The following is a 10,554-nucleotide window of genomic DNA, read 5'->3' as shown; positions in this document are numbered from 1 at the left end:
AGCAGTTCGCGAACTTCGAGTTCCACGAGCTCGAGGAGCTCCGGATCATCGACCAGGTCGCACTTGTTCAGGAACACGACGAGTGCCGGAACGCCAACCTGTCGAGCAAGCAGGATGTGCTCGCGGGTCTGGGGCATCGGGCCGTCGGCAGCCGACACGACCAGGATCGCGCCGTCCATCTGGGCTGCGCCGGTGATCATGTTCTTCACATAATCGGCGTGGCCGGGGCAATCGACGTGAGCATAGTGACGGTTGGCCGTCTCGTACTCGACGTGAGCCGTTGAAATCGTGATGCCACGAGCGCGCTCTTCGGGAGCAGCGTCGATCTGATCATAAGCCTTGAAGGTCGCGCCACCGGTCTTTGCCAGCACCTTGGTGATGGCAGCGGTCAACGACGTCTTGCCGTGATCCACGTGGCCAATCGTGCCAATGTTGCAGTGCGGCTTGGTGCGCTGAAACTTTTCTTTACCCATCGACGTGGCTTCCTGTCGTCTCGTTACAACGAGCCGGGCGGCTCGGACTGCACCATCAACCCACTGCGCATCGCGTCAACCGCGCTTGCAGCGCAAGGCTCAGGTGATGGAGCGGGTGAAGGGAATCGAACCCTCGTATTCAGCTTGGAAGGCTGCTGCTCTACCATTGAGCTACACCCGCACGCAACGTTCCGTCAAAGTGGTGGAGGGGGTTGGATTCGAACCAACGTAGACTAAGTCAGCGGATTTACAGTCCGCCCCCTTTAACCACTCGGGCACCCCTCCAAATCACTTCGGCAGAGCGTCGTCGTTCAGGTAGTTACCGGCGGAACCGGCCGTTGCTGGCCCGCCGATGGGCGTCTTATGAAGGCACCGCCTTTTCCTGTCAACGCCTATCCAGCCAACTATCCCGCCTTGCGTGCACAGCCGCATATCAGACGCTCAGTTTGATTGCCGGTTTCGCGCGCCCCTCGTATAAGCGGTGCATGACCGACGAAAACAAATTCAGCAAATCGCAGCGTCAACCTGGGCAATTCCGGGGTGGCAAGGGTAAACCTGGGCATAACGGCCCCCGCCGTTTCGCCTCCAACGCACCGGCGGAACGCCGGCCAGATCAGCTGTGGATATATGGCATCCACGCCGTCGCGGCGGTTCTTTCGAATCCGCGCCGAAAGGTTTTGCAGCTGCTCGCGACGCAGAACGCCGCCTCACGTCTCGTCGAGGAGGGCGCCACCCTCCCCGCCAACCTGAAGGACACGTCGCCGCGCGATCTCGACCGGCTGCTCGGCAATGATTCCGTGCACCAGGGCGCGGCTGTGGAAGTCGCGCCGCTGGAGCCGCTGGATCTCGACGCGCTCGGCGAAGCCCGCCTCGTCGTCGTGCTGGATCAGGTGACCGACCCCCATAATGTCGGCGCGATTCTCCGCTCCGCCGTCGCCTTCGGCGCTGATGCACTGATCACCACGGGTCGCCACGCTCCGGCCGAGACCGGCGTTCTCGCCAAATCGGCCTCCGGCGCGCTCGAAAACATCACCATGATCGAGGTGTCGAATCTCGCAACCGCGATCACCGACCTCCGCGACATGGGCTTTTCCTGCGTCGGCCTCGACAGCGAAGGCACCATGCCCCTGGAAGAAGGCATTCGCGGCGACCGGATCGCTTTGGTACTCGGCGCCGAAGGCAAGGGCTTGCGCCGGTTGACGCGCGAGCGCTGCGACGTCGTCGCCCGCCTCGACATGCCCGGCGCGATCAAGAGCCTCAACGTCTCCAACGCAGCCGTGCTGTCTCTCTATCTGGCCCATCGCCACCTGAGCACGACCAGCACCTGATCGAGGCACCAACATCGAATCACGCGGGGCCGCTCCTCCCGCGTGATTCGCGTCACCACCCTGCCCGCTCGCGACGAGCCGTCGCAGGGACGGGATGTGCGAAATACAGAGGATTGTAAAAATCTGCGACATCCGAGCTTGACCGGCGGGTGTCGTCCTCACTACACCCGTCTCCGGGCCGGCATAGCTCAGTTGGTAGAGCAGCGGTTTTGTAAACCGAAGGTCGCGGGTTCAAATCCTGCTGCCGGCACCACCTCCCTCAAAAAAGATTAGCGCTTACAACACGATAGCGGGTTTGGATTTTTTTGGATCCACCCCTAAATCCACCTTTTCGGCAACGCTGTAGCTCCTCTTCAGCCCCAATTGGCCGCCTGATCCCGGCCCGGACGTACTGGCACCTCTCAGCGAAGCCAGGCAAATCGGAAATGATTTCCGTTTCGTCGCGCTCCAGCTCTGCTTCAACCTCCAAGTCGGCGTCGCCGTCCAGAGCATCGAGCAGCGCGATGGCTCTCTCTATCCAAAATTCAAGCTATTGCCGGCGATAGGCATGGATGACGTGATTCGTCATGGCCGCCACCAGTCAGGGCGCTTCAGCGGCGCGAGTCCGAGCGCTCGTTCTTCAGCGTCGAGAAGTGTGAAGGCGATGCGGAACAGGATGGGGAGGCAGCCCTCGCCTCGGAGGTGCATGGCATCGACGGCGACACGCTGCGCGTCGATGGGACCACCATCCGTATCTTCGGGATAGACGCACCAGAGGCCGGCCAGAAATGCCGCAAGCCTGGTCGCGGCACCTGGCGATGCGGGCAAGAGGCCATCGCCGCAATGGAAGGCGCAGTCGCCGAAGGCAATGTCACCTGCGTTGATCGAGGCAAAGAAATTTATGGCCGCGCGCTCGGTGTCTGCAAAGTCGCGGGCCTGGATCTCGGCCGGTTGATGGTCAAAGAGGGGATGGCTTGGGCGTTCCGGCGCTACTCCAATGACTATGCCGAGACCGAAAACCAGGCGCGTGCAGCCGGCGTCGGCGTCTGGGAGCAAGAGAGCGAGACACCTTGGGACTATCGGGCTCACCGCTGGGAAGTTGCCAAGCAAGAGGCGCCCAACGGATGCCCGATCAAGGGCAACATCAACCGCAAGGGTGAGCACATCTATCACGCGCCGTGGTCGCCCTGGTACGCGAAGACCAAGGTCAGCGTCGAGCAGGGCGAGCGGTGGTTTTGCGATGAGGGCGAGGCGATCGCGGCCGGGTGGCGAGCGCCATTCTGGGGGCGGTAGTCACAAAAGGTTGAGCCGATGAGTGACCTTGCGCAATCCCCTCCTCTCGGTGCGGTTGCATAACAACAATATGCCACCAAAGTGGAAGCCGTGATTTATAGGCCACTATTGCGCTGGAAGCGCGGCGAGCAGACAGCACTCACAAACCTTGTTGCCGCTCACAATCGCGTGGTGGAACCGCTTCTAACAGTCACAGGCCATAGCTATAATCCGCTTTCAGGCGATACGGTTGATGCGGCTTTTGATGCTCGAATTACCCATGATGCAGTCAGGCTCCGACTGGCCTGGACAGGCCATCGTGCATCTGTTGACTTGGCGACACTAGACCCGGACGCCGAGTGTCATAACGGGCAGCACCCTTTGAGCCGCTTCTTCGATGCACTCGCGGGTAGGTGGACGCGCGTCCAGTTCTAACAACCAGCAGCAATGCCCGCTTCCTCAGCGCCGCCGCCGATCTTGACGTTGCCCCAACCTTCCGACTCACTCCCGATGACCTTGCAGACGCTGACATTGCCGACGTCCTTCAGGCCCAGCTTGATGCTTGCGGTGTAGGGCCACGCAGTGACCGCCTGGACCAAGGATCAGCTCAAGCAGATGCCTGAGCACCACGACTAACTAGAACAGACCCGGTTTTCCGGGCCTTTTCTTTGTGGTTCCGAACGACTCGATTGTCCGCTCCGTAACTCGCTACGGTTCCCCTTTACGGGAACCAGATCTAGCTCCTGGTCATTGTATCGATCGATAACTGGAGCCTGACGGCCAGGCCGCCGGCGCTCGAACGAAATGAGGGGCAGGCAACCGGAATGTTGATGATGACGGAGCTGTTGATTTCCGAGGTCATGACCGCGGTCGAGAACCACGAGCCTGTGGATGTCGGCGCTGCCGCACAGCGATGCCAAAGCTGCCTGCCCGATCACTCCGAGACCGGCGGGCAGCTGAAGGACAGGCTCCAATGCTTGGCCTTGGAATATGGCGCCGGAGTCGTGCTGCCGCAGGCCGACGAAGCACAAAAGTTGTCACCTTGCCGGCACCGGATAGCCGACCCTTTGGTGAGAAGAATGGGGGCGGCATGTTAGCGTGACACGTTTCGGATCCAATCATCAGTTGAGAAACAAGGCTCGTAACGCGACGGAACGAAGTTTGGCTCGCGAGGCGGATGGGAACGAGCGGATGCCGAGGCCCGTACCTTCAGTTCAGGAGCGCCGGCCTGTCCTCAATGACGGGGCCCGCCGGAACGGCACCCGCACCGATAACGAGCATCCGGCCCTTCCTGCTCAGGCGTCCCTGTTCAACCAAAGCGGCCACCACAGCGCCGATGGTCGACCTTAGCTGCGCACTGGTCGCCTTGAACCCCAACCTTCGCGACAACGTGCCGACAACCTCCTCGTCCGTCGCACCGAGGTTGTCTGCCACGATCCGCAAAACGCCCACCGCAAGCTCGGAAGACGGTAGCATCTCGACCTTTCGCAGCCCGGGCGAAAAGGAGTTTCGGCGGTCGCGCACGACCGGCTCTGCATCAAGCAGGGTTAGGAAGTCGCCATCGCGAGTGACTCCGCGGTGGGCCACGGCCCGCTCGATACCCTGTTCGACGGCCGCTTGGATACGAGCGCCGGCGCGCTGAAGCCCGAAGGCGTACCGAACGCGCGCCACGACCTCGTCGACATGGACCGGGGACTCTACGTGGACGACCTGAGCGACGAGGTCAGCCATTCGCCCAACCGGGGTCTCATGCAGTTCGTAAGGGCCGGGCCGCGTCAGGGTCGCCTCCACATAGGTAGCGTCGAAGAGCTCTCCCTCTGGCACGGCGTTCGCCAACCCGAACTCAGTCACGTCGCCGCGGTCAACGGTAATGATCTCGACCGGGACCGCGCGATGGATGGCGAAGTCTCGCTCCGTCCGTTCGTCGAGCTCGGCCTTGGCCGCCTCGATGGCCGCGATCGTGCGCTCGAGTTGCTCCTGTGGTCGCTGGAACCAGTCCGTGCTCCAGATCCGGTGGATGATCCAGCCGTGATCCTCGAGCACGGCCTGTCGCAGGCGGTCGCGGTCGCGTGCCGAACGCGAGGAATGGTAGGAGGCACCGTCACACTCGATGCCGAGGAGATAGCGTCCGGGCCGTTCTGCGTCTGAGATCGCGAGGTCGACGAAGAAGCCCGCGATGCCGACTTGCGGATGGACCTGGTACCCCTTCTCTTGAAGCGCGCTTGCCACCTGCTCCTCGAAAACGCTGTCCATTCCGCCATCGCTCGACTGCGCTATCGAGAGACGGCCGGTCCGGGCGTAGTGCAGGAAGAGCTTGAAAGCGAAGATGCCCTTTCCTTTGCCGCGCTCCAGGTCAATGTCCTCGTCAGTTATCGAGGCATAGACCTCGCAGCGGCGCTTGGCGCGGCTGATGAGGACGTTTAGGCGGCGCTCCCCGCCCTCGGCACCCAGCGGCCCGAAGCGCATCGCCATATACCCCTGCGCGTTCTTGGCATAGCCGACCGAGATCATGATGACGTCTCTCTCGTCGCCCTGCACGTTCTCAAGGTTCTTGACGAAGAAGGGCTCGCTTGGATGGGCGTGGAAGAACTCCTCCGTCTCGGGGTTCAGGCGGCGCAACACTTCAACCTCGTCCTGGATCGCACGCCGCTGGGACACCGAAAACGTCGCGACACCGAGGGACTCGGCGGGATTGGTCTTGGCGTGTCGTAAGATCGCCTCAGCAACCGTTCGCGCCTCGACTGCATTCGCTGATGTCCCGCCAGAGTCGAAGACACCGTTCGGGACATGATGGAAACGCAGGCCCATTCCCGCTTCGGCGGTGTAGGGGCTAGGCACGATGAAGAGCTTGTTCTGGTAGAACTGGGAATTGGAGACCGCGATAAGCGACTGATGGCGACTGCGGTAGTGCCAACGCAGCATGCGCTGGGGCAATCCGCGGGCTGTAAAGAGGCCGAGGATGCTCTCGATGTCGGCGACCTCCGCTCCTTCCTCATCCTCGTCGCCCCCCTGCCCACCCGTCATCTTCGAAAAGAACTTGGTGGGCGGGAGCTGGCGTTCGTCGCCGACTACGACGACCTGACGTGTTCGGGCGATCGCCCCGAGTGCGTCGACGGGCTGGATCTGCGAGGCTTCGTCCATCACGAGAAGGTCAAAGGTCAGCTTGCCGGGCGTTAGGAACTGGGCGACCGAGAGCGGACTCATCATCATGACGGGCTTCAGTGCCTGGATCGCAGGTCCAGCACGTTGCATGAGCAGACGGATCGGCATGTGACGGCTTCGCTTGGCCATCTCTCCGCGAAGGATCCCCACTGGACCAGCGCCGCCGTCACGTGGCGGGATACGGCGGTGGTGTGCCCGCACAACCTCTAGGCTCGCGGCCTTGATGTGCTCGCGATCGAGATTGGCAAACTCGCGCACCTGTCGTCCGTGGAGGTTGCCGTCGAAGCGGCCGAGCTCTGGATTATTGTGTATCAACTCGGCCAGGATCGCCTCGTAATACGCCATCTCCAGGGACGGCGACGCCGCGGACGTATCCAGACGACCGTCCTCAAGATGGTCCACGAAGGCCGGAAGGCCGGATGTCCGCGCCTTGTCCGCGCGGTCGCGGTACGCCACCCACTTCGAGAGCTGTTCGGTGTTCGCAAGCCATGCATCGAGACGCTCGAAGCAGCGATCGAGGGGAACGTCCGTATTCGTCTCGACGCCGAAGAGGCTGCGAGGCCCCGTGCTTAGCAAGGACTCAATCTCGCCGAGCGACGCGGCGGCTGCCTCCGAGTCCTTCTCCGCGTTCCGCACTTCGGCGGCGATCGCAGTCCGCTTAGGCAACCGGGCAGCGAGGTGACGGAGATCGCCGTGCGACCCTATCCAGGCGACCGCATTCGCTAGCGTCGTCCACTCGGACCGTCGTCCCTGCCAAACCGGACCAAAGGCTTGCGCCCCGAGGTCGGACCGTTCATCGAGCGAATGGGCGGTTCCCTGCCAGGAAGCGATCTTTGAGATGAGGGCAAGCCGCTCCGGCATAGACTGCGGGACCTCACGCATCAGGGATCGGCATAGGTCGTCCGCCCAGGCGAGGTTGCGGACCCGAGCATCGACGAGGTCGAGCTGCGCACGGTCGACGGAGATCGCGCCAGCCAAAGCGGCTCCGGCTGCCGAACCGAGATCCGACCATAGCGCATCGAGCAGCGGTTTCGCTGCGTCGACTATGCGCAGGACCAGCGCGGCGTGCTCGCCCGCGAGCCGACGCTCGGCGAGGCGCCCGGCGATCAGGCGAGGTTCGGCTCCGAGGCCACGGAGCGTCCGCATCCACGCGACAAGAGCAAGGAGCGGCGCAGACGCCGAACGCTCGCCGCGCCAGTCAGTACCGAATGCCGAGCGCCCAAAGGCGTCGCCCTCCCGTACGCGGCTCGCTGCGGCCTGCCCCTTCATCAGGGCGTCGAGCAACTCGATAATTTCGGCCGTTGGCATGTCGCTGATACGCGCGATCGAACGCACCAGTGCCTTAGCCTTGCGGTACTCGCCACTCAGCGACTTAAGGAGGCCAGTATTGGTCGCGAGCGCCTGCCGGGCGGACGCGACGTCCGTCGTCCAGGCGACGTCGAGAAGGCGGTCGCCGACGGCGAGGCGAGACCGCTCCAGGACCTCGACACTTTCCGCGAGGTCTCCCGCCTGCTCGACACCTTGGTCCCAGACCGTGGCGGCGAAGGCTTCCGGGCTGGCATCCGGCGCAGCCGCGACGCGCTCACCCGTCGTCACCAGCCGGGAGATTGAGGACAGGGTGTCGATGGGGCCAGGAATGCCCAGCTCGGCGGAGAGCCTGTCCGTCTCGGCACGCAGTCGCGGCAGGAGGTCTCCCAGCTCGCGTGCTCGGGCGAAAGCTTCCGTCGGAAAGTCGCCGGGCAACCAGGCAAGCTGCGCTTCCAGTCCTTCGATGGACGTGTCCAGTGCGGTCGAATGGACCGACGCGGCGAGATCGTCCGTCTTTCGCGCGAGGTCTGCGCCAGCAGCGACGAGGCCCGATATCCCGTCCCTCCGGTCATTCCAGACCGGATCGGACAGCGCGTGGGCCGAGAGGCCCGGTGCAGCCGCGATGGTCTCGGCACGCTCAAGCAACGCCACCACGTCGCCGAAGCGCGTCGGTGTTTGATCGGCCTCGAGGGTCGCCGAGAGTCCGGCAAGATCCGACCGCAACCCGGCCACCGTAGAGCGCAGCGCCTCGATCCGGGGGACCAGACGCTCCAGCGTCGTCGGCAACACCATGTCGAGGCCCACGCCATGCCAGGGATGGCTGATCGGCAGACCGATCTCGTCGACGCGCTGGATCAATTCGACGAGCAATCGGCGCCGATCATCGAGTTCGTCGGGAGACCAGCGGGTCGCTCCGTCAAGCGGAAGGTCGACTGGACGCTGACCTTCGCGTCGCAGCTTCGTTATATTGCCGAACACCTGATAAGGCGTCAGCCTAGACGGAAGATGCGCCACGTGCATGCGCTCGGCATGGCCATTCAGGACATCTCGTGCCTCCTTGAGCCGTCCCGTCAGGTTGGAAGGGAACTCGCCACGCGGCGAACCGAGTTCCCAGGTGCGCCGCAGTTCTTCCAACAGGTTTCGCTTGTTAGCCTTGTTGCTGTGAAGCTCCAGACACACGTCGCCGACACCCGCGTTGTCGAGACGTCGCTTGACGACATCGAGCGCGGCCATCTTCTCCGCGACGAACAGCACGGTCTTGCCGTCGGCGACCGCTGAGGCGATGACGTTCGCGATGGTTTGTGACTTGCCCGTACCGGGTGGCCCTTGGATGATCAGGTCGCGACCCCGCCGGACATCGTGGACGGCGAGCGTCTGCGACCCGTCGCTGTCGACGATGTGGAGCATGTCGGCGGGGGCGATGTGACGATCGATCCGCTCGTCGTCTGACAATAGCGGGTCGCCCCCGTCGAACCCGTCCGACAGGAGGGAGCGGATCATCGCCTGGTCAGTGATGCGGCCGCCTTCCGGCCAGTTCTCGGGATCAAGGTCCCTGTACATTAGGAATTTTGAAAACGAGAAGAAGCCGAGCACGATGTCGTCGGGGGCGACCGCCCAGTCGGCCTTCGTAGAGACAGCGGCGGCGACCTCCGCGAAGTAGGCGCCCGGGTCGAAGTCGTCGCCGCCTTCGAAGGAGGGAAGTCGAAGGGCGTGGACCCGGTCGAGATAGGCTTCGAGAGAGAGGTTCGAGGTCTGGTCCTCCGGCCGCACACGCAGACGGAACCGTTCGCCGGCCGTGCCGCGCTCAAGTCGGACAGGCACGAGGACGAGAGGCGCATGCCGGATGTTGTCTTTATTGTTGGGATCGATCCACCGGAGCATTCCAAGCGCCAGGAACAGTACGTTGACGCCCTGCTCCTCCTCCAACGTCCTCGCGTCGTGGTAGAGATCGAGCAGGCGCTTCTGGAGACCCTTGGGAGTCATCCGCGTCTGGAGCTTGGTGTCAACGTGGCGCTTGGCGCGGCCTTGCCCGTCCATTTCCTCCTCGGCCTCCTCGGGCTGGGCGAGCTCTACCGCGGACAGGTCTTCGTCCTCCTCCACGGCCGCATCTGCGCCTGCCCGGTCGGGACGGCCGGCCGCGAAGGTGAAGGCCTTCGCATCTTTGGCGAGCAGCCTGTAGACCTCCGTGGAGCGCTCGTCGACGATGTCGATGGTCCGGGCAGCCTTCGAGAAGCGCGGGACGTTGAGGAGGCGGTTCCTGGCCGAGAGATCGAGGAGCTCGATTCGCGCGCGCTCGAGCTTGGTCTCGAGGGGCAGGTTGCTCTGGTAAATCGAGGCAGTCTCGGCTTCGGACATCGTATCACCCTGTTCGGAAGAGTTTCCGAATAGAACGCAAGCGTTGGAAGACCGCAACCGATGGGCGAAGTAATTTCAAGCATTTGGCCGGCGAGTCTATATCGTAACGGGAGCGTCGTATCATCAGGATCATGGAGCCGCCATCCGCCTTCGGCGAGGTAAAGTCGGGGTTCTCATTCTGACTTACAAATGGCGGTTAACATCACTTGCGCAGTAGCGGCGAGGTCTCCTCGACGATCGAGCACGCTCTGCGTGTCAGGTCACCCTGGAAAACCGCCCCTCTCACAACGAGCATCTCTCCAACGCAGCCTCGTTCACCACCGGCGAGATTGTCACCGTTGATGGCGGCCTGACGCTGCGCTAGCGCTGCCCCCCGCCGACCAGTCGGGCCGGAAGCCACCTCCCGCTTCCGGTCCGACGCCCGCGAAAGGTCTCAAACACCGAAATCAATCGAGTATTCGCCATGTCTCAACGAGGCTACGGGGGACCGCTGCGCGATGTTCAAGGCCCGGGCGTCATCGCCGATATCGGTCGCTACGCCGCGCCGGAGGACGATTCGGCCCTCGTCGTCATCGATGGCTTCTTCTGGGACAGCCTGCGGCCGACCATCGAAGCGAGCCTGACGGCAGCCGGGCTATGTCTTCCTTCTGCTTCCCGATTATTGCGAGCTTCTGCGC

The 10,554-nt window shown here is 63.2% G+C and carries 7 protein-coding genes, 3 tRNA genes and 1 pseudogene; 6 read left to right on the top strand and 5 right to left on the bottom strand.

The genetic code is table 11. The annotated features are described in order from the left end of the window. From OSH12_RS25970 to OSH12_RS25960, 3 genes are all read right to left on the bottom strand, one after another. Nucleotides 1-473: GTP-binding protein (locus tag OSH12_RS25970; protein ID WP_266346508.1), on the bottom strand; the 473-nt coding region annotated here is incomplete at its 3' end. A gap of 107 nt (nt 474-580) precedes the next feature. Beyond that, nucleotides 581-654 (bottom strand) — tRNA-Gly (locus OSH12_RS25965). A 19-nt stretch (nt 655-673) separates the two neighbouring features. Continuing rightward, a tRNA-Tyr gene (locus OSH12_RS25960) sits at nt 674-758 on the bottom strand. A gap of 200 nt (nt 759-958) precedes the next feature. On the opposite strand from OSH12_RS25960, the gene rlmB reads away from it, so the two are divergent. The 4 genes from rlmB to OSH12_RS26320 all read left to right on the top strand — a co-directional run bounded on the left by rlmB (nt 959) and on the right by OSH12_RS26320 (nt 3,487). After that, a complete protein-coding gene (rlmB, locus tag OSH12_RS25955; protein ID WP_323180743.1) occupies nt 959-1,801 on the top strand; it encodes a 23S rRNA (guanosine(2251)-2'-O)-methyltransferase RlmB in 843 nt (280 codons plus the stop codon). A gap of 177 nt (nt 1,802-1,978) precedes the next feature. Beyond that, nucleotides 1,979-2,054, top strand: a tRNA-Thr gene (locus OSH12_RS25950). A 428-nt stretch (nt 2,055-2,482) separates the two neighbouring features. Then, nucleotides 2,483-3,073, top strand: a complete 591-nt coding sequence (locus OSH12_RS25945) for a thermonuclease family protein (protein WP_266346544.1) — start codon at nt 2,483-2,485, stop codon at nt 3,071-3,073. A gap of 81 nt (nt 3,074-3,154) precedes the next feature. Then, nucleotides 3,155-3,487 carry a beta family protein gene (locus OSH12_RS26320; RefSeq protein ID WP_407660768.1) on the top strand — a complete coding sequence of 111 codons (333 nt, stop codon included), beginning with the start codon at nt 3,155-3,157 and terminating at the stop codon, nt 3,485-3,487. On the opposite strand, the gene OSH12_RS25940 is transcribed toward OSH12_RS26320, so the two are convergent. Beyond that, nucleotides 3,484-3,651, bottom strand: coding sequence for a hypothetical protein (locus tag OSH12_RS25940; RefSeq protein WP_266346543.1), 168 nt, complete (start codon nt 3,649-3,651; stop codon nt 3,484-3,486). The two genes, OSH12_RS26320 and OSH12_RS25940, sit on opposite strands and share 4 nt — an antisense overlap. Nucleotides 3,652-3,882: 231 nt before the next feature. On the opposite strand from OSH12_RS25940, the gene OSH12_RS25935 reads away from it, so the two are divergent. After that, nucleotides 3,883-4,149 carry a hypothetical protein gene (locus tag OSH12_RS25935; protein WP_266346542.1) on the top strand — a complete coding sequence of 89 codons (267 nt, stop codon included), beginning with the start codon at nt 3,883-3,885 and terminating at the stop codon, nt 4,147-4,149. Between the two features lie 112 nt (nt 4,150-4,261). On the opposite strand, the gene OSH12_RS25930 is transcribed toward OSH12_RS25935, so the two are convergent. Further along, nucleotides 4,262-9,877, bottom strand: a complete 5,616-nt coding sequence (locus tag OSH12_RS25930; RefSeq protein ID WP_266346541.1) for a DUF3320 domain-containing protein — start codon at nt 9,875-9,877, stop codon at nt 4,262-4,264. A 463-nt stretch (nt 9,878-10,340) separates the two neighbouring features. Here OSH12_RS25930 and OSH12_RS25925 point away from each other — a divergent pair. Beyond that, a pseudogene (locus OSH12_RS25925) lies at nt 10,341-10,554 on the top strand (hypothetical protein); the annotation flags it as partial.

Origin of the sequence: Kaistia terrae (assembly GCF_026344005.1) — a bacterium.
Lineage (GTDB): Bacteria > Pseudomonadota > Alphaproteobacteria > Rhizobiales > Kaistiaceae > Kaistia > Kaistia terrae.
This window is presented reverse-complemented; position numbering and strand designations above follow the sequence as displayed.